19 protein-coding genes are annotated in these 19,437 nt (G+C 54.0%); 5 read left to right on the forward strand and 14 right to left on the reverse strand.

Going from position 1 to position 19,437, the window contains the following annotated elements; all coding sequences use genetic code 11:
• The first annotated feature begins 107 nt into the window (after positions 1-107).
• Complete coding sequence (locus tag GZH47_RS09240) at positions 108-2,744, forward strand: GH92 family glycosyl hydrolase (protein WP_162639828.1); 2,637 nt, start codon at positions 108-110, stop codon at positions 2,742-2,744.
• Between the two features lie 197 nt (positions 2,745-2,941).
• On the opposite strand, the gene GZH47_RS09245 is transcribed toward GZH47_RS09240, so the two are convergent.
• Together GZH47_RS09245 and GZH47_RS09250 are read right to left on the reverse strand one after the other, a co-directional pair.
• On the reverse strand, positions 2,942-3,133 hold the full coding sequence (locus GZH47_RS09245) for a hypothetical protein (protein ID WP_162639829.1): 192 nt from the start codon (positions 3,131-3,133) through the stop codon (positions 2,942-2,944).
• A gap of 283 nt (positions 3,134-3,416) precedes the next feature.
• Positions 3,417-3,857, reverse strand: coding sequence for a MarR family winged helix-turn-helix transcriptional regulator (locus GZH47_RS09250; RefSeq protein ID WP_162639830.1), 441 nt, complete (start codon positions 3,855-3,857; stop codon positions 3,417-3,419).
• Positions 3,858-3,986: 129 nt separating this feature from the next.
• Between GZH47_RS09250 and GZH47_RS09255 the strand changes: the two genes are divergently transcribed.
• Together GZH47_RS09255 and GZH47_RS09260 are read left to right on the forward strand one after the other, a co-directional pair.
• Complete coding sequence (locus GZH47_RS09255) at positions 3,987-4,574, forward strand: NAD(P)H-dependent oxidoreductase (protein WP_162639831.1); 588 nt, start codon at positions 3,987-3,989, stop codon at positions 4,572-4,574.
• A 177-nt stretch (positions 4,575-4,751) separates the two neighbouring features.
• On the forward strand, positions 4,752-5,558 hold the full coding sequence (locus GZH47_RS09260; protein ID WP_162639832.1) for an imm11 family protein: 807 nt from the start codon (positions 4,752-4,754) through the stop codon (positions 5,556-5,558).
• Positions 5,559-5,616: 58 nt separating this feature from the next.
• On the opposite strand, the gene GZH47_RS09265 is transcribed toward GZH47_RS09260, so the two are convergent.
• Entirely contained in the window at positions 5,617-6,378 is a 762-nt protein-coding gene (locus GZH47_RS09265) for a hypothetical protein (protein ID WP_162639833.1), read from the reverse strand.
• 256 nt (positions 6,379-6,634) lie between these two features.
• Here GZH47_RS09265 and GZH47_RS34050 point away from each other — a divergent pair, with 256 nt between their 5' ends.
• Positions 6,635-6,718 carry a putative holin-like toxin gene (locus GZH47_RS34050; protein ID WP_225446527.1) on the forward strand — a complete coding sequence of 28 codons (84 nt, stop codon included), beginning with the start codon at positions 6,635-6,637 and terminating at the stop codon, positions 6,716-6,718.
• Positions 6,719-6,906: 188 nt separating this feature from the next.
• Here the strand turns inward: GZH47_RS34050 and GZH47_RS09270 are convergent, their stop codons facing one another.
• The 11 genes from GZH47_RS09270 to GZH47_RS09320 all read right to left on the reverse strand — a co-directional run bounded on the left by GZH47_RS09270 (position 6,907) and on the right by GZH47_RS09320 (position 18,732).
• Positions 6,907-8,277 carry an extracellular solute-binding protein gene (locus GZH47_RS09270; RefSeq protein WP_162639834.1) on the reverse strand — a complete coding sequence of 457 codons (1,371 nt, stop codon included), beginning with the start codon at positions 8,275-8,277 and terminating at the stop codon, positions 6,907-6,909.
• Positions 8,274-9,827 carry an ABC transporter substrate-binding protein gene (locus GZH47_RS09275; RefSeq protein WP_162639835.1) on the reverse strand — a complete coding sequence of 518 codons (1,554 nt, stop codon included), beginning with the start codon at positions 9,825-9,827 and terminating at the stop codon, positions 8,274-8,276. Before GZH47_RS09275 ends, GZH47_RS09270 begins: the two co-directional genes overlap by 4 nt.
• Entirely contained in the window at positions 9,824-10,393 is a 570-nt protein-coding gene (locus GZH47_RS09280) for an RNA polymerase sigma factor (protein ID WP_162639836.1), read from the reverse strand. The genes GZH47_RS09275 and GZH47_RS09280 overlap by 4 nt, the downstream gene beginning before the upstream one ends.
• 388 nt (positions 10,394-10,781) lie before the next feature.
• Positions 10,782-11,783 carry a TauD/TfdA dioxygenase family protein gene (locus GZH47_RS09285; RefSeq protein WP_162639837.1) on the reverse strand — a complete coding sequence of 334 codons (1,002 nt, stop codon included), beginning with the start codon at positions 11,781-11,783 and terminating at the stop codon, positions 10,782-10,784.
• Between the two features lie 287 nt (positions 11,784-12,070).
• Positions 12,071-12,871, reverse strand: a complete 801-nt coding sequence (locus tag GZH47_RS09290; RefSeq protein WP_162639838.1) for an SDR family oxidoreductase — start codon at positions 12,869-12,871, stop codon at positions 12,071-12,073.
• A 113-nt stretch (positions 12,872-12,984) separates the two neighbouring features.
• Positions 12,985-14,340, reverse strand: coding sequence for an LLM class flavin-dependent oxidoreductase (locus GZH47_RS09295; protein ID WP_162639839.1), 1,356 nt, complete (start codon positions 14,338-14,340; stop codon positions 12,985-12,987).
• A 53-nt stretch (positions 14,341-14,393) separates the two neighbouring features.
• Positions 14,394-15,260, reverse strand: a complete 867-nt coding sequence (locus GZH47_RS09300; RefSeq protein ID WP_162639840.1) for an ABC transporter permease — start codon at positions 15,258-15,260, stop codon at positions 14,394-14,396.
• Positions 15,253-16,131: an ABC transporter ATP-binding protein gene (locus GZH47_RS09305; RefSeq protein WP_162639841.1), complete on the reverse strand. Its 879-nt coding sequence runs from the start codon at positions 16,129-16,131 to the stop codon at positions 15,253-15,255. Before GZH47_RS09305 ends, GZH47_RS09300 begins: the two co-directional genes overlap by 8 nt.
• A 14-nt stretch (positions 16,132-16,145) precedes the next feature.
• A complete protein-coding gene (locus GZH47_RS09310; protein ID WP_162639842.1) occupies positions 16,146-17,204 on the reverse strand; it encodes an ABC transporter substrate-binding protein in 1,059 nt (352 codons plus the stop codon).
• A gap of 295 nt (positions 17,205-17,499) precedes the next feature.
• Complete coding sequence (locus tag GZH47_RS09315; RefSeq protein ID WP_162639843.1) at positions 17,500-17,955, reverse strand: GIY-YIG nuclease family protein; 456 nt, start codon at positions 17,953-17,955, stop codon at positions 17,500-17,502.
• 30 nt (positions 17,956-17,985) lie between these two features.
• Positions 17,986-18,732: a DUF2087 domain-containing protein gene (locus GZH47_RS09320; protein WP_225446409.1), complete on the reverse strand. Its 747-nt coding sequence runs from the start codon at positions 18,730-18,732 to the stop codon at positions 17,986-17,988.
• Between the two features lie 165 nt (positions 18,733-18,897).
• Between GZH47_RS09320 and GZH47_RS09325 the strand changes: the two genes are divergently transcribed.
• Positions 18,898-19,413: a hypothetical protein gene (locus GZH47_RS09325; RefSeq protein ID WP_162639845.1), complete on the forward strand. Its 516-nt coding sequence runs from the start codon at positions 18,898-18,900 to the stop codon at positions 19,411-19,413.
• Positions 19,414-19,437 lie beyond the last annotated feature (24 nt).

Consider the following 19,437-nt stretch of genomic DNA (forward strand, 5'->3'; position numbering starts at 1 on the left):
TTCCTATATCTTTCACCATGAGATGTCTATGAAACATCAGTCGATTTAGTATAATAAAGGAAGCGTTTTCAAAATATGAAGAGCGATCTCAAGGGGGCGTGCATTTTATGATCCATGAGTCTGCAGCCGTAAGCGTTTCGGAATATGTCAATACGCGCAGGGGGAGTAACTCGGATCCGTCGTATTCGAAAGGGAATACGTTTCCAGCCACGGGCGTTCCGTTCGGATTCAATTTCTGGACGCCTATGACGAACGCAAGCGAGCCAAGATGGATATACCAGTACAGCAAAAGCGGCATTCAGGCGTTTACGATCAGCCATATGCCAAGCCCCTGGATCGGCGATCGCCAAACGTTCCAGTTCATGCCGATGTCCGATCAGGTCACGGTGGATCGAGACGCCCGAGAGGCTTCATTCGATCACGCGAACGAAACAGCCAAGGCACACGTATACAGCGTGAAGTTCGATAACGGCATCCAAACCGAGCTGGCTCCGACTGACCATGCGGCTTGTGTTCGATTCAGCTTCCCAACGGATCGTTCCTATTTGCTGTTCGATACGTTCGACAACCTGGATGCCTCCATTGCATGGGATGAAGGGAACGGCGTCGTTACGGGACATGTCGATTATCCGGATGGATTCTTGAGGCTGGTGCCTAGAATGTACGTCTATGCCGAGTTCAGCAAGCCTTTTGTACGCTCCAGTAAAGTCGAAGGTTACCGTGACCTCACTTCTTGGGTCGAATTCGATACGGTTCAAGATCGTCAAGTGACCATGAAGATCGCGACTTCCTTTATCAGCGTCGAACAAGCGAAGGCGAATCTCTTGGATGAAATCGGCAGCAGCACCTTCGAGCAAGTGAAGCTGGCCGCGCAGGATGCCTGGGATGCGATCTTGAATAAGATCGAGGTGGAAGGCGCCTCCGAGGAGCAGTTGATTACGCTGTATTCCAACTTATATCGTCTGTTCATCTATCCAAACTCGGCTTACGAGCATGTTGGAGGCAAGCCGCAATATGCAACGCCTTATGTGAAAGGCAATCCGATCAAGGAAGGCAAACTTTATGTAAACAACGGCTTCTGGGACACATACCGGACAACATGGCCGATGTATGCGCTGCTGACGCCCGATAAAGCCGGAGAGTTGGCGGAAGGCTTCCTTAAGGGCTATAAGGACGGGGGCTGGATGGCTAGATGGTCCGCTCCGGGCTGCGTAGATTGCATGGTGGGAACGAATTCTGACGTTATTTTTGCGGATGCTTATTTGAAGGGTATTACGGGCTTCGACGCGGAAGCTGCCTATGATTCGATGATCAGGAATGCGGCAACCTACAGCAGCGATTCCTCCAAAGGACGCAAAGGAATGGAGCGTTCCGTGTTCTTGGGTTATACCCCGCAGGATCACGTCGGCGAATCGACCTCCTGGTCGCTTGAAAGCTATCTGAACGACTTTGGTATTGCTCAGCTGGCAACCGCGCTCGGCAAAGAAGATGACGCCAAATACTTCTATAACCGGGCATTGAATTATGTGCATATCTTCTCGCCGTCCGTCGGCTTCTTCCGTGGCAAGAACGAGGACGGTTCCTGGCGCACTTCCGACGAAGAATTCAGCTCGATCCGCTGGGGCTCTGAATACACGGAGGGGAATGCCTGGCACTATTGCGTAGCTGTTCCGCATGACGGACAAGGGCTTGCCAATCTGTATGGCGGAAGAGAAGGACTGTCGGACAAAATCGACGATGTGTTCAACGCGCCCAGGGATTATGAAGAAGGAGGATACGGCTTCGTTATTCATGAGATGGTCGAGGCTTACGATATCGATCGCGGACAGTACGGACATTCGAATCAGCCCGTTCATCATACCATCTACATGTACAACTACGCCGGTACGCCTTGGAAGACGCAAGCGCGTGCTCGCGATATCGTAACGCGTCTATATGATTCCGGAGTAGGGACAGGCAACGGCTATCAAGGCGATGAAGATAACGGCGAAATGTCCGCCTGGTATCTGTTTGCCGCGATGGGCTTTTACCCTGTAAGCGTAGGACGTCCTGAATATGCGATCGGTGCCCCTTATTTCAAGAAGATGACGATTCATTTGGAGAATGGCAAGGATATTGTCATCCATGCTCCGAAGGTGAATGACGACAACATCTATGTACAGGGTTTGAAAATGAATGGGCAAGACCATTCGAAGAACTACTTCTTGCACCGGGATCTTGCAGATGGAGCCTTGCTGGAGTTCGATATGGGTCCCTCTCCGTCAAGCTGGGGCTCAGGGAAAGACGATGTGCCGCCTTCACTGACGACGGGCGAGCTCCCGCCGCAGCCGTTGCAAGACTTGGCTAACGGAGGCAAGGTCACGGCAAGCGGGGAGAATGAAGCAGCCGGCAACGCGGCAGCTCAGGCGTTCGTCAACAATTCTTCGACGAAATGGCAGACATCGGGAGCGACTGGCTGGATTCAATACGAGCTGAAGGAAGCAGGTGCCGTGCAAATGTACACCATCACCTCGGCAAATGATGGCCAGCAGCAGGATCCCAAGAGCTGGGAGCTCCTCGCTTCCAACGATGGTACCCACTGGAGCGTACTGGATGCGAGAACGGACGAAGCCTTCGCCTGGAGACAGCACACGCGTGCATTCGCCATGAATCAGGCCGAGGCGTTCACCTTCTACCGTTTGCATGTGAAGCAAAACCATGGGGCGGACTCCTTGCAAATCGCGGAAATCGAATTGCTGGGATAAGCGTTCATTCAATCATTTAAGCCAGCCCATAGACAAGAACAATCCCCCTCAAGCAACCGTATGGGTTAGCTGGCAGGGGGATTTTGCATAGCAATCGAAGACTGCAATGCTGCTCGTTATGAAAACATAAAAACCTAACGCTTAAAACCGATAGCGGTCGCCGTTTTTCAAAGCTGTGCGTTGCCTATCTTCTTGTCTTAACCCTTGTCTTTGTTCTTCGGCTTAGCCGGAACCACGACGCCGATGGTACCCGTCCGCGCCTTGCTGCCATCCGAGGTCCGGGTGATTTCCAATACGAGCCCCACTTCCTTGTCGTTCCCGGAAGGAGATACCGTACCGTCCAAGCCGATCACATTCTTCTTGCTCGTGCTTACGATCGCGACAGCCATAACCGCTTTCCCAAGCTAATCGTCGTTATGGATCACCTCCCCACGAAAAAAGGCTTACAGCCTCTTCACCATTGCTGCAAGCCTTTAGATCCGATCAAGGGCATTTGGCGCCTTGCCGAACCTGTTCCCTTACGCTTCCAAGCCTCTTATCCATGGAAAATAAAGGGTAATATCCTGATTATAGCAGACAGGTTTCGATCGAAAAACCACTATTTCAGCCGGAAGGACGACATTCCGCTCGTTTGCATTTTCATGTTCGCTTGAATGATAAGAACCCAACGCTCTAAGCGTTGGGTTCTTGAAACAAACTCTTTTGCAGCACGTCCATGGCCTCCGCGATCCGCCCCAAATCCGCCTCGGTCGCATGCCGAAGCTGACGGAAGAACTGCGTTTCCATATGCGCGAATGCCGCGTTCATGAAGGATTGTCCGGCTGCGGACAGCCGAATGTACTGCTTGCGCTTATCTTCGGGGGCATCGAGTTTCTCGCACAGCCCTTTGTCGGTCAGCTTCTTCAGCTCGCGGCTCGTATTGGGCATCGAAATGTGTTTGCAGTCGCTGATCTCGCTTAGCGTCACCGGCTGTGAAACCGCGATATATTCCAGTATCCCGTATTGGACCGGCGTAATGTCCCCGAGCGCAAAATCCTTCGTCATTTCGTACGTCGCCTGATGAACGGAGGTTATGAACGACACCGCCTGCATGAAAAGTTGCTTTTTGTCCATACCTGTTATCACCTCTTACCCGATACGATAGCAAATTATTTATCAATTAACAATTATCATTTGACAACTAACAAGTCCATATGTTACGGTTTAATTATCAAATGATAACTAAAGAGGTGGCCAACCGATATGAACATGCTCGTTATTTACACCCATCCGAATCACCAAAGCTTAAGCTATGCATTCTTGCAGCAGGTCATTCAAGGCAGCGGCGAGAATGACGCCGTTACGGAAGTGAAGGTGCTTGATCTGTATGAGGCTGACTTCAATCCCGTTCTCGTGTTCAATCAGGACAAACGCAGGAGGGATATGCACAGCGATCCGGCGTTGGCCGTTTATCGGGAGCAGCTGCTTTGGGCCGACAAGATCGTCTTCGTCTATCCCATTTGGTGGGGCCGTCCTCCCGCGATGCTGCTCGGTTATATCGACCAAATGTTCGCGTCCGGCTTCGCTTACCGTGACAAGGGGGGCCTGATGCCGGAGGGACTGCTGACAAATAAATCCGTCGTCTGCGTGTCCACCATGAAAGGCCCCGCGCTCTACCCGCTGTTTTGGCTGAACAACGCGCACAAGGTACTGATGCGCAAAGCATTGTTCCGCTTCGTCGGCATCAAGAAGGTGAAATTCTTCGAATTCGGCCGCATGGAACAGCCGAACGGGACGCAGGCCAAGAAGCTGGAGAAGGTGTACAAATATTTCAAGACAATAAATGCGTAATTGATGCCCGGTGCTTTGAGCTGGGCGGCAGTCCATTTCCTGTGATCTGCAGTAACTGCCTGATTTTGACGATATGTTAATCATCCTAGTAGCTACACATAACGGTTATTATACCGATCGATATTGTGGCTACTTGGACGCGCGCAATAATTAACTATATTGAGAGGTGAATGCTAGATGAAAGTTTGGAAAATAACCCCTTCGGAAGAAAGCATAGTAGTTAAACGAAATGATCAGACGGATGATTTTATTTTTCGTGCATCAGAAGGAGAATCATTAAGGAATGAATGGAAATCCATTAAGTTAAATGTTCTTAGAAAAGGCAGGCATAAAGACTTTCCAAGAATGATTCCAGGAATATTATTGTTGGGAAATAAATCACTACAAAAAATTGAGCCGCTAATTAATCAAAATGTTGAATTCCTTAATGTGGAAAATGATGAAATGGCAATCATGGTATGTAACGTAATAACGGTAATAGATTGTATAGATTACGAGCGCTCTGAGCCAACTTATTTTAAAAGTACTGGTAGGCTCTCTGGATTTGATAAAATATCGTTCTATCCGGAGAGAGTGAAAGATGTTCCTATCTTTAAAGCGCCAGAAACAACATCAACAGAAATATATGTCTCTGATGAGTTTCGTGAACTCGTACTTATGTCAAAATTAAAGGGGCTTCAATTTGTAGAGGTATATGACTCTGAAGTAACCGAGGAGATGGAACTTCATGCTCAACAAAAATATGATTCTTTGCTAGAGAAAATAGAACAAACCAAAGGACAAGAATTTAGCTGGGACGAGGCTATGAAAATCGTTAGTACTGGAATGGCAGTTGTAAGTGGAAAATGGAAGCTTCAAGCCGGAAGTAACGGAAATATACTCATTGGAGAATTGAGCGTTGACGGCACTTATTTCTGGGTAGATCCAATTTTTATTCCTCCGGTATTACTTAATCTAAAGTGGCATAGAGCTGAGGGTGTTTAATACAAATTAAAGGGTTTAAAGCGAGGAATGGCTAGCTAGATATTTCTAGTTAGCCATTTTATGTCACACCGGTGAAATTAAAATCTGGAATCAAACCATCTTTATAACGCTTAATATTTTTGCTTTCTTCGACAAATGCTTCTTCACCCAGGTGTTTTTTCACATTATATCGAGTTTCTTTTGGAACCTCACTATAGATGGACTCTACTAGCTGCAAGCCTATTGTATGCTCAGTGAAATTATGTGTTTTATACACAGGCGCAGATATTAATTTTTGTCTTCCGAACATTTTTATATACGGTTCTCCAAATATCACCATCCATTTAAGCTCCGGACACCTAATTTTTAAATTAATCGGTTGACTTTTAGTTAGATCCGATATGCCGACTTCCCCAAATTCCGGCTTAATTATTTCAATAAAATCAATACAAAGCATCATGAATTCTGAAAAGGTTTTTTCATTGCTTAATTCAGTAGATTCAGAATAGAGAGATACCAAATTAAAGTTAGCATTCTGACTCTTTTCCCAAGATATAAAATAATTAATATTGCAATTCTTTCGTCTTTTTGCCAGAAAATCACCGGCTTTGTACCTTTTGTCCTTCGAGTTTCCGTTTAATTTGGTATTCATCCATAAGTCAATCATATTTTGCATATTTTCTTTGGAGAATCCCTCTTTTATCGGATTTGAGTTTCCATATAATTCAGGATAAAACTGAGGATACTTGCTCATTAACTGAATCAATAATTCTGCCAAATTTGAATCCTCAAAGTCTCGAGTCGAATATAAAGACATAACAATAGTCTTTGCAATACTCATCTCACTTCACTCCTACTTGAATATTGTAACATGACTTCCTTTTGATCTATGCCTTGAACCTTATAGTGTTTTGAAAAATAATTACAGATTAAATTGAAACGTTTGCAGCAAATAATGAAAAATGACATTAGAACCATCCGACTGTAAACCTATACCAAAATAACGATAGACTACGAACACCTGTTCGATTATAATAAAGAAGCGATGAATGGCTTGCAAGGGCGGTCGGCTAGTCTCCCCGAGGGGAGGTGATGCCATGGAGACAAGTGACGCGATAACGCTGATGATCACGTTCGGCATGTTTATTCTCGCGCTGCTCTCTTATCTCAAAAAAAAATAGACCGCCCTCTCGCAAAGGTATGCGGTCTACTATAAATCTCATATCTTGACTTGAGCCTTCCGCCCTTAACAGCGGTGAGTCGCGCGAGGAGTCGGTTGCCGCCGGCTCCTTTTGCCTGTAGGCTGATCTTTCCTAACTATACCATATTCCAGGCGAAAATGAACAGCGCTGCCGCCCGGATTCGGCGCTTATTTCTTCGGTTTTGCCGCATCCATTAGCGCCTGTCCTTCCTTCTGCATCGTTGCGATAGCCGCTTCGACGCTCTTCTCGCCATTAACGGCAGCCGTAATTTCGCGATCTTCCAGGTCGTTGAACATCGGCATGAATTTAGGATCGTAGCCTTCGTTCGGATAGGATTGATCGATGCTCGGCAGGATCTCGTAGAGCTGCGGCAGGATAGGATTGTGATCGTACTTCATATAGCTTTTGCGGGTCGGAAGCACGTATTGATCCTGAAGGCCCGACCTCACTTTAGCCATGTAATCGCTCAACATGAAAGCCGTCACCTCCCAGGCCGTATCCGCATGCTCGGCGCCTGCCGGAATCGCCATGTAATTGTAAATCCCCATATCCGAGGAACGATTATCGACCGGACTTACGGGCGGGGTAACGGAGCCGACCTCGAACGGCATTCCGTTCATTTCATTATAGCTCGCGATCGTCAAGGCCGACTTTCCTTGCTTGAACAAGTCCGCTTCGCTCACGGCGTCCGGTCCGTACCAGACTTCGCCGTCCTTGCTTTCTCCTTTGATGTCCTGCATCTTGAAGGTCCCGTTCTTGTAGAGGTCGATGACCGTCTTGATGATACTGCGCCACGCCGGCGTATCCACGGTCACCTTGCCCGTCTGGAAGTTATACGGCCATGGCGCGTTGCCTTCCTTGTAAGACAGCGTATACAGCAAATTATTCGGCATGCTGCTTAGCGGCTGATGGTAACCGACGATGCCGTCCTTGTTGCTGCCGGCTCGCGCGAACTGGCTGGCGAGCTGCATCACGTCCGTCATCGTCATGCCGTTCTGCGGCAGCGGAATGTTGTACTTGCGAAATAAATCCGCGTTGTAATAGAGTACGGAAGCTTGCAGAATCGGCGATACCGCGAACAAGCTGCCATCCCCATCACGCTTCAGCTTCTCGAACATGCCGGGATAGAAGTCGTCCTCCTTCATCTTGCTGTCCATCATCCGAGTGGTCAGATCCGTCAATAAGCCATCGGCGGCAAGCTGTTTATAGCGAATGTCGTACCCGACCAGCAGATCCGGCTTCTCGTCCTTCAGCTTCTGCTCGTATTGCGCCTTAGCTATCGGATGGGCGTAGTCCGGGTCCATCTCCACGAGCTCTACCTTCAAATCGGGAAATGCCGCCGAGATAAAATCTCCATACGAGCTGTAATAGGCGCCCTTATCATGAATGCCGATGACGATCGTCTTCTGCTCCGATTGATCAGCATTCGCATCGGCGTTATTCATGCAGCCGCCGAGCAGAAGTGCCGCCAATATCAACGCCAGGAAGGCGAAGACGACAGCCCGCGCCTTATCCCGCCCTTGCAATCTCGTCCTCATGGCTGTCCCTCCTTGCCAAGCGAGGCGAGCTGAGCATTCAGCTGTTGTTGAAGGTCATCCAGCGCCGCTTCGACTGATACGGATTGCTGCCTGATTTTGTCCATCTCCGCCCCGCCAAGCTTGTAAAGCGCGGCTACCGCCTGCGAAGCGCCTTTACCCGACGCGAACTTGGCGCTCGCAGCCGCTTGCTCCGGATCGACTTCCGTCTCATAGAAGGCTTGCCAATGCTTGACGGACGCTTCGTCCATTAAGCTCTTATTCGCGAACAAGCGGTCCCCGAGAACGGATGCCGGATCCATATTCTGAGCCCAGGCGCCGCTAGCCGTGAACCGAAGCACCTCCCACGCCGCATCCGCCTGCGACGAAGTTGCGTTGATTGCATACACGGTATTCATATTCAAGAAGGCATTCTGATTGGTGGCGGAAGGAGCCAATTGAATCGGAATCGTGGACCAATTGGCTTTCATGGCACTGCCCTGCTCGTCGTATTCCAGATTGCTCGAGTAGAAGCTTGGCCGAATCGTCATCGCCACTTGGCTTTGAACGAAGGGGTCCTGCTTGGCGATATCCTTCATGCTGATCTCGCTCTTGCCGCCATAATTAACCGGCTTCGCCTCCGTGATCCATCTATCCCGGTATCCAGCGGCAACCGTTTCCCATACCTTCTTCCACGCTTCCGTGTTGACGGTCGCCTTCAGATTCCCTTCCGTGCCTTGTATGGTCTGCAAGCCCTCCGATTGTCCGATCAGCTGAACTAAGCTGTATTTATTCGTACTATCGGTCGTCTGCAGACCGCCAACCCCCGTACCTTGGAAACGCGCGGCCAGCTGCAAAATCTGCTCCATCGTCAGCGGACCTTCCGGCAGCGGGACGCCGTGCGCAGCGAATAAATCTTCGTTCACGTAGAGCGCCATCGTCGAGAAGTCGGAGACCAGCCCATACAACTCGCCATTCCCGCCTTCCAGCCGCAGATAGTCAATAACCGGCTTATGGAAAGCGCCCAAATCAAACTTGCTTTGTTTCGCCAGCACATCCAGCGGCTTAAGCTTCCCGTCGGCGGCAAGCTTCTGATACAAATCAATCGGCAGCTGCAGGATATCCGGCTGCTCCTGCTCCATCCAGTCCTCGAACTTCGCGGGATCCCGCATCAAATCCGCAGCCGCGTAATCCATCTCGAGCTTCACGCTCGGGTGACGGATGATGAACGGCTTCTTGACGCTGTATTCAAAGTTGTTCTCGTATCCGTTAAATTGAAGCACCTTCAGCGTGTATTCCTTATCCGCCAGCGGATCCTTGTTCAGCGCAGCCGGTACATCGGAATGCGCGGCCGGGCGCAGCCAATCCTTCCAATCGTCCCTGAACCACCAGCCGCAGCCTAGCAAGATTACGATACTCATCAGCGCGGCGGCTGCCCGAAGCGGCGCGCGTCGTTTGGTTGTACTCATCCGGATGCGTTCCCTCACTTTACGTTCAAGATCCGAGGTGAACCCATTCTTGACGGGAGGTTGGCCGGCAAGGCGGCGTTCCCATTCGTTGGCCGGTTCCTTCATGTCCATTCTTCCTCCCCGTTCCACAGCGACTCCTGGGTCAGCCTGCGATTGACCGCCGTTCGCGCGCGGTGCAATCTCGACTTCACGGTGCCGATCGATACATGAAGCACGTCCGCCATTTCTTTCATGGAGAGGCCGTAATGGCTGTTCATCAGGAGCACTTCCCGCAGCTTTCGCGGCAGCTTCAAGACGACCGCCCATATTTCCTCGGCCATCAGCTTGTCCATGCTCTCCCGCTCCGCCGAAGGCGAAGTTTCGGTATGCGAATGAAAGACGTCGAACAGCACTACGCGTCTCACCCAGGCCGACCGCAGCACGTCGCGCGCCGTATTGCGGGTAATGGCCAGCAGCCATGTTTTGATCGACGATTGTCCCCGGAATTCGTAAAGCTGCTGATACACTTTCACGAAGACGTCCTGGGCGATATCGTCCGCCATCTCTCTGGAGTGCGTGATGAAATAGGCGAAGTTCCAGACATCCTTGCCGTACGCGGTCATAAGCTCATTCAGCACCGCATCGCGGTCCAAGCCGTCCGTCACGTGTTTCAAATAATCGAACTGCAACATGTTCACCTCGGAAAGTAGACGATCGGGCCGGAAAATGGTTCCGTTCCTTTGTGCGAAAATCCAAATTTAATTGCGAACGACCTAGATGCGCCTTCGCTTTTACTGCGGTTCCATTATTATACATAACCGTTCTCGTTTCAGGGAGCCCCCGTTCATATTGCTGAATGGAGCTTGACACGCCAAAAAACACCTCCAAGTTTATCCCCTTCCGCCATCTGTGACGGTGGAAGGGGAATCCCTTGAAGGCGTTATTTCCTACTGTGCAGCGTACCGGGTGCACTACATGCCGCGAATTCACCGGTTTTCCTACCTTGTAGTGTACCGGGTACAGTACATGAACAAAGGCGCCTATCGTAGGCGCCTGTCCTTGCTTATCCTCCCGCTGCTACTACGCCGATGCTTGCCCTTGCGCTGATTCCGACGCAGGTTCGGACGCCTGTCCGGATGCTTGTTCGGCGACCTGCTGCGGCTGCGGCGCATTCACGGTTTTCTTGCGCGTGACGCTCCGGCGGCCGTCGATGCCGACCGGCACGTCGCCGTCGATCGTCACCCGGCGGACAATGCGGTGCTGATCGCCGTAGTCGTTCACCGCGTAATGCTGCGTCGCCCGATTGTCCCAGATGACGACGTCGCCTGCTTCCCAGCGCCAGCGGACCGTATTTTCCAGGCTCGTGATATGGCGCTGCAGCAGCGCGAATAATTGCGCGGAATCCGCGGACGATAGGCCGAGAATCCTCCGCACGAAATGGCCCAGGACAAGCGTGCGCTCCCCGGTTTCCGGATGGACCCGCACGAGCGGATGCTCCGTCTCGTACAGCGTGGAGACGAAGACTTCGCGGTATCTGCGGTCCGCTTCTTCGGACACGGAAGCCCTGTTGCGATATGCGGCATAATCGTACTCGTTGGAATGCACTGCCCACAGGCCGTCCACAAGCTTGCGCAGATCTTCCGGCAGATTGTCGTAGGCAGCCGCCGTATTCGCCCAGACCGTATCGCCGCCGGCTTCCGGCACGACGACCGCGCGGAGGATGGAGGCTTCCGGATACGCGTCGACGAAAGTCACGTCCGTATGCCAAGAGTCGGCACGGCCGCCATGCTGCGAATTCAGCTCCAGCACGTAGTCTGTCCCTTGTTTGATCGGAACGGTCGGATGGGCGACAGGGTTTCCGAGCAGCTTCGCGAACGCCTCTTGGCCTTCGTCATCCAGCTGCGACTGGCCGCGGAAGAAAATGACCTTATGCTTCAGCAGCGCCTCGCGGATGAAGCTGACCGTTTCACCGTCAAGCTGCGAAGAGAGCGTCACGCCTCTAATCTCGGCACCGATTCTGCCTGACACCCTGCGCACCTCGAACGACTTGCCGGCAACCGCCTCATTGTGAACATGACTCATGAAAAAACCTCCTATTAAAAGTTTTTGGCGATACTAACTGCTTATCTTCCACGCGAGTCAAAAACTCGCTTCGAAAGCATACGCTTCGTTTTTGGCGATACTAACTGCTTATCTTCCACGCGAGTCAAAAACTCGCTTCGAAAGCATACGCTTCGTTTTTGGCGATACTACCTGCTTATCTTCCACGCGAGTCCTGGACTCGCTGCGAACGCTTCGCTTCCGCTAAGTATGTTTGTTTGCTAGCATTACGCTAGCGCTATATTGCGCCAGCGCGTTCTACCGCCGGCTTAAACGCCGGGCTGCTGGCCGCCGTCGACGACGATCTCCGCGCCGGTAATGGACGCGGCCTTGGCCGAAGCGAGGAACAGCACGATGTCCGCGATTTCCTGCGGCTCGACGATCCGGCCAAGAGGAATCGCCGCGGCGCTCTCGGCTTTGTGCTGCGCGACGGAAATGCCCTTGGCTTCCGCTTGCTGCTGCCCCAGCACTTCCGCCCGCTCCGTCGCCGTCAAGCCCGGCGAGACGGAGTTGATGCGGATGCCGCTCTTCGCCAGCTCCTTCGAGATGCCTTTGGCAAAGTTAAGCAGCGCGGCATTGGTCGTGCCGCCGGGCAGAAACAGCGGGGACGGCGTCCGTCCCGCGCCGCCGACGATATTGACGATGCTGCCCGCGCCCTGTTTGATGAAATGCGGCAGCACCGCCCGAACCGCGCGGATATACCCGAGCAGCTTCAAATTCCACGTCTCGGTAAAGGCGCCGTCGTTCAAATCCAGGAACGAGCCCGCCTTGGCCGAACCGGCATTGTTAATGAGAATATCGACGCTGCCGAACGTCTCCAGCGCCGTCCCGACGACCTGCTGCACCGCATCCGCCTCGCGCAAATCGACTTGAACGGCAACGATCCGCGGCTCGCCCTTCACGCCCGCTTGAGACCGTATCGCTTCGCGGGCAGCTTCCAGGCGTCCCTTATCCCGCGCCGCAATGACCACATTGCTCCCTTCCGCGTAAAACGACTTTGCGATCGCAAGCCCAATGCCGGCGCTGCCTCCCGTTACGATCGCCGTCTTGCCATTCAACTGCAAGCCCATCTCCTACTCCTCCTCGATTCACTGCTTCGATCTCTGTCTTGATCGCTGCTTGAATTCTTCGCTCTTTGCTTTGCTCTGTTCTCTCCGAATACCCGATCCAAGCACGCCTTCGTCTATTTCGCCTCGTATTCCAACAGCCGCGCCGCCGTCGAGAACTGATTGAGCGGACGTCCGAGACCGAAATGCCCGCGCAGCGTACGCTCCTGATACTCCGTACGGAACAAGCCCCTGCGCTGCAGCTCCGGCACGACCTGCGACGCGAATTCTTCCAGCCCCGCGGGCAAGTACGGCGGCATGACGTTGAAGCCGTCGCTGCCTCCCTGCTTGAACCATTCTTCCAGCTGGTCCGCGACCTGCACCGCCGTTCCGGCGAATACCCGGTGGCCGCGTCCGCCGGCAAGACGGTGAATCAGCTGGCGGATCGTCAATTGATCCCGCCGCGCCAGATCGGCCACGAGCTGGAACCGGCTCTTATTGCCGTTGATTTGGCTGACGTTCGGCAGTTCCGGCAGCGGCCCGTCGAGCGGATACTTGAACAGATCCACGCCAAGCATGTTCGAGAGCTGATTCAGCCCGTATTCCGGCACGGTCAGCTCGTTCAGCGCCTGTTCTTTCTCTTTGGCCTCGGACTCTGTCGCGCCGATTACCGCGCAGATGCCGGGCAGGATTTTCAAATGATCCGGGTTCCGGCCATGCCGGGCCGCCCGCGCCTTCACGTCGGCGTAGAATTGCTGCGCTTCCTTCAGCGTCTGCTGCGCGGTGAAGATCGCCTCCGCGTACTGCGCGGCGAATTCTTTGCCGTCCTCGGACGAACCGGCCTGCACGAGAACGGGGTACCCCTGCGGCGAACGCGGAATGTTCAGCGGCCCGCGCACTTTGAACGTATCGCCGGCATGCTCGATGGCCCGCACTTTGCCCGGCTCCGCGAACACGCCCGCCTCCCGGTCGATGATGACGGCGTCGTCTTCCCAGCTGTCCCACAAGCCGGTCGCCACTTCCAGAAACTCGCGCGCACGCTCGTAGCGTTTGTGATGCTCCAAGTGAGCGTCCTGGCTGAAATTGCTCGCTTCGAACTCGCTCCCCGACGTAACGATGTTCCATCCGGCGCGGCCTTTGCTGATGTGATCTAATGAAGCGAACTTGCGAGCGACGTGAAAAGGCTCGTTGTACGTCGTCGAAACCGTGCCGATCAGGCCGATGTGTTCCGTGACGGAAGCAAGCGCCGACAACAGCGTGAACGGCTCGAGTCCGACGAAGGCGCCGTGCTTGATGTTTTTGCTTACGGCCAGGCCGTCCGCCAGGAAGAGCGAATCGAATTTCGCGTCCTCGGCGATCCGGGCGATGCGTTTGAAATATGCGATATCCGTAATGTTGTGCGGCTCCGTTCCAGGGTACCGCCACGATGCCTCATGGTGCCCGGCATTCATGATGAATACGTTCAAATTCATTTGCTTATTGTGCTTGCTCATCCTCGCTCACTCGCCTCTCCATGGATCTTTGTCTTTGCTCTGTTCCGCATCGGTCATTCCCCGTACGTCTGCTTCCAAGCCGTCAAACGGCGCTCGATGAATACCAGCGTGTAATTAAGAACGAGGCCGATCACGGAGATGCTCAGAATGCCTGCGTACATTTGCGGAATTTGAAAGCTGAACTGCGCGTATTGGATCAAATACCCCAGCCCTTCTTTGGCTCCGACCATCTCGGCTGCCACGAGCACGAGAATCGATGCCGCGCCGGATTGCCGAATGCCGACGAAGATCGTCGGGAGCGCCGCGGGCACGATCACTTTGCGAAACAGCGCCAACGACGACAGCCCCATGGAACGCGCGGACTTGATAAGCAGCGGGTCCACGTTCTTCACGCCGCTGATCGTATTGAGCAGCAAGGGGAAGAAGCAGGCATAGAAGACGATCGAGATTTTCGACGGTTCGCCTAGTCCCAGCAGCAGAATGAAGACGGGGAGAATCGCCAGCGGAGCCGTATTCCGCATCACCTCCAGCAGCGGGTTCAGGTAGGCCGCCACCGGCTTCCACCATCCGATGGCAAGCCCCACGGGGACGCTGATGACGACGGCCAGCAGAAATCCGCCGATCGACCGCTTCAGGCTCGCCTCCGTATGTGCCGCCAAGTCGCCAGAGAGCAGCATCTGCCACCATGCATCAAGCACGTTCGATAACGGCGGGAAGAACGTCCGGTCCACGAAGCCCGCGCGCGGCGCGATTTCCCAAAGCGCGAGGAACGCGATAATGACGATGGACTTGCGCAGCGCCTGCCTTGCGAAAGCCGTTACCGCATGCGTCCAAGCGCCGCTCCGTCTCTGTACCGCGAGCTCCGCCTCCAACCGGGGGCGGGCAATCGCTTCTCCCGCGCCGGCATTTACGTTAGCCATTCGCTGTCACTCCTTTGCCATGCGTTTTCTTGTTCCCGGCACCGAGGCTCTTGCTCTTCTCCTGCTCCTGCGCGAGCGTTACCTCATCCTTGAGCAAATCCCAGATTTGATGGCGGATGCGTACGAATTCGGGATTCGACCGCAGATCCTCCTCCGACGTTCTGGCCTCGAAGGGCACCTCGATGATTTCCTTGATTCTGCCCGGCCTGGACGTCATGACCGCCACCCGCTGTCCGAGATAGACCGCTTCTTCGATGCCGTGCGTGATGAAAATAATCGTTTTCCTCGTCGCTTCCCAGATCCGCAGCAGCTCGCTCTGGAGCGTCTCGCGGGTCTGGGCATCGAGCGCCGCGAACGGCTCATCCATGAGCAGCACCTCGGGGTCGTAAGCCAAACTGCGGGCAATCGCGATGCGCTGCTTCATCCCGCCGGAGAGCTCATGCGGATAGCGGTGCTCGAAGCCCGCCAATCCCACGAGCCGGATAAATTCCCGTGCCGTCTCCTTCCGCTCCCTGCGGGGAACGCCTTTCGTTTCCAAGCCGAACTCCACGTTGGCGAGCGCCGTCTTCCACGGAAACAGCGCATACTGCTGGAAAACGATTCCCCGGTCGAGATCCGGTCCTTCGATCGGCCTTCCGTCCAGCAAAATTTGGCCGTTGTTCGGCTTGGTGAGCCCCGCGAGCAAATCCAGCAGCGTCGACTTCCCGCAGCCGCTCGGTCCGACGATGACCATGAACTCTCCCTGTCTGACTTCCAGGCTAATATCCTGCAGCGCCGATACCGGCTGCTGGTTTTCTTTCAGATGCGTCAGATTGCGGTTGATGCGGAACGACTTGCTCACATGCTGCAGGCTGATTTTGGCTGTGGACACGGCAATCCTCTCCTTTACTTCGCTTCGCCCGCGTACGGGTTGAACTCGTTCGTGTACAGGTCTTTGGCCTGCAGCTGGCCTTCCTTCAACGTGCCTTCCTTCACGAGCCAATCGATCCACGTCTGAAACTCCTGATCGGCAATCAGCCCGCCCTTGCCCGCGACGCCCGTGCTCTTCCAGAACTGCACGGCCTTGGCGTCTTCCTTGCGTCCGCGGTTCTCGATGATCTTCGTAAACCTGGCGACGACCTCTTCCCGCGGCGTCGTGCGCGCCCATTCGATCGCTTTGGCCGTCGCCTCCACGAATTTGCGGGCGGCCTTCGGATTCTTCTTGATGAACTTGTCGGTCAGCACGTACGTGCCGGCGCTGAAATTGCCGAACAAATCCCGATCCTTGAACAGCGGATGGATGCCGCCGCGCTCCAGGGCCGAATCCCGAAGAATGCCGCCGAGCGCCGCGACGTCGATTTGCTTGGCGCGCAGCGTCTGCTCCGTCGTCACGGGAGGCACGACGACGAGCGTCACTTGCTTGATCTCATCCGCCGTCAGCCCTGCCCGGTGCAAATACTCCTTGATTACGAATTCATGATGCGCGCCGAGCGTATTCACCGCGATTTTCTTGCCGATGAGGTCCTTCGCCGACTTGATCGGGCTGTCGTCCAGCACGTAATACCCGGTCCACGTTTGATCGTCCACGCCATAGTAGGAAATAACCGATTTGATCGGCGCCTTGGCGGCGAGCAGCTTGACGACCGCGCCGTTGAAGGCGCCGCCGAAGTCGGTGTCCCCGGTAACGACCGACTGGATATCCTGCGGGCCGCTGATCGTGTTCCCGATGTACTTCAGCTTGAGCGGCGCCAGATAACCGAGGTCATCCGCCAATTCCGGGAACGAGACGCTGCCGACCGAGCCTTGATAGCGCAGCTCCGACACTTCCAATCCGCTGCCGTCCTTGCTCGCGGCGGCGGTCTTTTTCTCCGCGCATCCCGACAGCACGAGCGATGAAGCAAGCAGCAGGGCGGCGGCGGTTAAAGCGATCTTTCTGACTTGTTTACGGACATGAAACGATTGCATAGACATGACCTCCAACTTCGAAATGGGTAGCAATCACAGAAAATGGCGATAAAAAAAGAGACGCACTCATCTTTCGATGATTGGTCTCTCCGGTAATCCGGTGGATGAAGAAGAAAAGATTTAATTACTCTTTTCCTATCGACTTACTATGATTTAAATCTGATAATACCCGCCAGCCCCTTTCGTGTCAACAGGTATCCGGTTAAATTGTCAGAATTATTTTTCGACTTCTTTCGCAAAAAGAGGCAGCCAGATCGGATTCGCTCATCTCCGCATCTGGCCGCCAGCCATTTCGTTATACGTCCGCCGGCGGGCGATTGTAGCCCGCCGGCTCGTACGGTTTCAACTCGTCCAGCCATTTCCGCTCCAGCTTCTTCAGCGCGTTCCGATAGGACAGCACCGTACTGCGGTTCAGAACGCCGGCTGCCGGCTGCTCTGCCCCATTACTATCCCGGCCGTCCTGGCCGTCCTGACCGTCAGAACCTTCCTTGCCTGCCTCATCGCCGAATTCCAGCTTCTCCAATATTTCAAAATCAAACGCCGCGCCCGCTTGCTCCTTGTATTCGCTCTGCAGCGCGGAGTTGATATGACTGCCCGTGTCGAGCATGAACTTCTCCCGCTGCCAAGCGGAATCAAGCGTCGGCGAAGAGGCGACGTAGCGCTTCCCGTTGCGCCCGTTGACGATTTGGAACACGCCCATCGTCCGCTGTTTCACGCCGAACTCGTTTTGCAATTCTTTGCGCCGATTCATCGCTAATCTCCTTTCAATCCTACCCGTCCGCTATATATTCAGCCGGTATCCGTTCCCGCTCTCTTCCCTGAGCAGGAAGCCGTAATCCACCATTTGATGACGCAGCGTCTCGTGATCCTCCGGCAAAAACCGCAGCAGCAGCTCATCGACCTCCGCTTCCTTGTATTTGCGCCCCTTCTTGAATACGGTCGCAATATGGCGAAGCAGCGCGATTCTGCGTTTCTCTTTGCGAGGCAGACCGTTGAGAGGACCTTCCAGCCCTTGCGGCAAATATTTATCGAGCAGCGCCTTGTATTCCTCCGGCGTCAGCGCGTAACGCTCGTCCGCGATCACGGTATTCCGGCGTACCGGAACGGCTCTCGCCGCTTGATCCAGTCCGCCGTCCATCAGCTCGATGATCGCTAGGAACAGCTTGGCCTGCTTCGCCCGCTCCTTCAGCGCGAACCGGTGATTGCGAATCGTAGAGGCGCTTCCGCCTCCCGTCAGCTCCAGCGTCTCGGCATCCGTTTTGCCGGAGGCGAACAAGCCGATCAGTTGTTTCTGCAGATCAGTCAGGCCCGTCGTCTTCTTGTCCAGCTCCAGCAGCACGTCCAGCATCGAGCCGTGCACCGCGCCGATATGCCGCTCCACCGCTTTATGGGCTTCCATCAGCCGATCGTTTACGTTATAGATGATTCCCTCTTCGAACGATTCGCCGCAGACGAGGCAATAATAGGTATCTGTTTCGCCGTGATACGTATATCCCCGCTTAACTTCCGCCACAGATGCACCATGCAAGGATTCGGAAACCTCCATATGACCCACAACTCCCGTCTTAGATGAATGAATGTCTCGATCATAGCCCATCTTGTTACCATGAAGCAATAGCTTTCACGGCATTGCCGAAGTGGAACCTTTCTAATAGGGGAGTCGTCTAGTAATTAGGACAGGAGGTTGTTTCCATTGCGTAATTCTCGTCAAATCATCGGCGCGGCAACGATTGCCGCAATCGCCGTATGCGCCTTGGCCGGCTTCTTCGAAGCGGCCAAATTGAAAGCTTTCGCCTCGAGGCAATTGCACGCGGTCTTCGATCCGCACAAGGACGAAATCCCGCAGCCCTTCGTCGTCTCCGACGGGAATGCCATCCCTACCAAACAGAGCACGTATTGCTGGGGCAACCGGGGCTGCGCCGATTATGCCGGCGGCTATGACACATCGCTGAATGCCACTGCGGCCGTCGTCAAGGCGGGAGCGCCCATCGACGTTTCTTTCGCCTACAAACCAATCCCCGCCAAAGTGGAAGTCACGCAATATTTCGAGAATCGCGCCGGAAGCGGCGTTCCGCTGACCGGCGGCCGTTACCATGCGCCGACGGAGCCAGGGCTCTATTACTACGGCATTTCAGCCTATTGGACGTCAGCCGACGGAAAATATTCCGCGGGCGATACATCGGTCGTATATGCGATCCGCGTCCAATGAGTCCGAATCGCTGGCCCGCTTTGC

The organism is Paenibacillus rhizovicinus, from assembly GCF_010365285.1.
Classification (GTDB): Bacteria; Bacillota; Bacilli; order Paenibacillales; family Paenibacillaceae; genus Paenibacillus_Z; species Paenibacillus_Z rhizovicinus.

What these genes read in the sequence shown, in the direction of transcription:
- GZH47_RS09295 (WP_162639839.1), bottom strand. Translation starts at nt 14,340, where the DNA reads ATGAGCAAGCACAATAAGCAAATGAATTTGAACGTATTCATCATGAAT.
- GZH47_RS09280 (WP_162639836.1), bottom strand. Translation starts at nt 10,393, where the DNA reads ATGTTGCAGTTCGATTATTTGAAACACGTGACGGACGGCTTGGACCGC.
- GZH47_RS09315 (WP_162639843.1), bottom strand. Translation starts at nt 17,955, where the DNA reads ATGAATCGGCGCAAAGAATTGCAAAACGAGTTCGGCGTGAAACAGCGG.
- GZH47_RS09255 (WP_162639831.1), top strand. Translation starts at nt 3,987, where the DNA reads ATGAACATGCTCGTTATTTACACCCATCCGAATCACCAAAGCTTAAGC.
- GZH47_RS09260 (WP_162639832.1), top strand. Translation starts at nt 4,752, where the DNA reads ATGAAAGTTTGGAAAATAACCCCTTCGGAAGAAAGCATAGTAGTTAAA.
- GZH47_RS09240 (WP_162639828.1), top strand. Translation starts at nt 108, where the DNA reads ATGATCCATGAGTCTGCAGCCGTAAGCGTTTCGGAATATGTCAATACG.
- GZH47_RS09310 (WP_162639842.1), bottom strand. Translation starts at nt 17,204, where the DNA reads ATGCAATCGTTTCATGTCCGTAAACAAGTCAGAAAGATCGCTTTAACC.
- GZH47_RS09275 (WP_162639835.1), bottom strand. Translation starts at nt 9,827, where the DNA reads ATGAAGGAACCGGCCAACGAATGGGAACGCCGCCTTGCCGGCCAACCT.
- GZH47_RS09270 (WP_162639834.1), bottom strand. Translation starts at nt 8,277, where the DNA reads ATGAGGACGAGATTGCAAGGGCGGGATAAGGCGCGGGCTGTCGTCTTC.
- GZH47_RS09285 (WP_162639837.1), bottom strand. Translation starts at nt 11,783, where the DNA reads ATGAGTCATGTTCACAATGAGGCGGTTGCCGGCAAGTCGTTCGAGGTG.
- GZH47_RS09245 (WP_162639829.1), bottom strand. Translation starts at nt 3,133, where the DNA reads ATGGCTGTCGCGATCGTAAGCACGAGCAAGAAGAATGTGATCGGCTTG.
- GZH47_RS09300 (WP_162639840.1), bottom strand. Translation starts at nt 15,260, where the DNA reads ATGGCTAACGTAAATGCCGGCGCGGGAGAAGCGATTGCCCGCCCCCGG.
- GZH47_RS34050 (WP_225446527.1), top strand. Translation starts at nt 6,635, where the DNA reads ATGGAGACAAGTGACGCGATAACGCTGATGATCACGTTCGGCATGTTT.
- GZH47_RS09250 (WP_162639830.1), bottom strand. Translation starts at nt 3,857, where the DNA reads ATGGACAAAAAGCAACTTTTCATGCAGGCGGTGTCGTTCATAACCTCC.
- GZH47_RS09290 (WP_162639838.1), bottom strand. Translation starts at nt 12,871, where the DNA reads ATGGGCTTGCAGTTGAATGGCAAGACGGCGATCGTAACGGGAGGCAGC.
- GZH47_RS09265 (WP_162639833.1), bottom strand. Translation starts at nt 6,378, where the DNA reads ATGAGTATTGCAAAGACTATTGTTATGTCTTTATATTCGACTCGAGAC.